Below are 692 nucleotides of genomic sequence, written 5' to 3' on the forward strand. Positions count from 1 at the left end.
TACTGTTTTTGCAACAAGTATGAGTCTAAAAAACAACTGACCCGATGACTTCAAAGTCATGTAATTAATGTTTATAAAAGACAACAAATCTTTCACAACAGGAAAGATATAGTCTTTATTTTTATAAATTAGAAAATTCTAATAAAAATGTAGTACTTAAAATTTTATCTGTTTATTTTTGGAACAAGAATCAAGTTTTCTTGTTTATTTCCCTCAAAAAATAAATAGTTCTTTTCTTTTTCCGCAACGAGATCACCGTTTGAATAAAGCTTTCCAATAATCTTCATTTTTCCTTCACCAGCTTGAATTGGTGCAATTAAAAACGAATACTGCACAGGCAACTGAACACCTTGGTAGCTCTGAGATGCCGATTTAAAGCATTGATTATCAATAATTTTACATATTTCCACTTCAAGAGAAGTAATCGAAGGTGGAAAGTAGCCGTCGACAGAAACCCAACCATAGACTGATGCCTGACTCTGTGTATCAAAGCCATCCACCCCATTGACGGACACAGTCTGACTGCACCCACTCAGTATGAATAACCCAATAAAACCAGCCCATATAGAATTGTTCATTATGACCCCATAAACGTATTTTATATAATCTAGCTCATTTGAAATTCACACAATTCTTTATGTAAAAATATAAAAGATCAACTTATATTTATACTACAAGCGGACAATAAATCG

1 protein-coding gene is annotated in these 692 nt (G+C 32.5%); it reads right to left on the bottom strand.

Annotated features, from left to right (window positions below; translation table 11 throughout):
- Positions 1 to 164: 164 nt before the first annotated feature.
- Positions 165 to 578, bottom strand: a complete 414-nt coding sequence (locus tag IQR33_RS30995) for a YscW family type III secretion system pilotin (RefSeq protein WP_047102708.1) — start codon at positions 576 to 578, stop codon at positions 165 to 167.
- Between the last annotated feature and the right edge of the window lie 114 nt (positions 579 to 692).

Source organism: Vibrio sp. OPT46 (assembly GCF_015163535.1).
Classification (GTDB): Bacteria; Pseudomonadota; Gammaproteobacteria; order Enterobacterales; family Vibrionaceae; genus Vibrio; species Vibrio alginolyticus.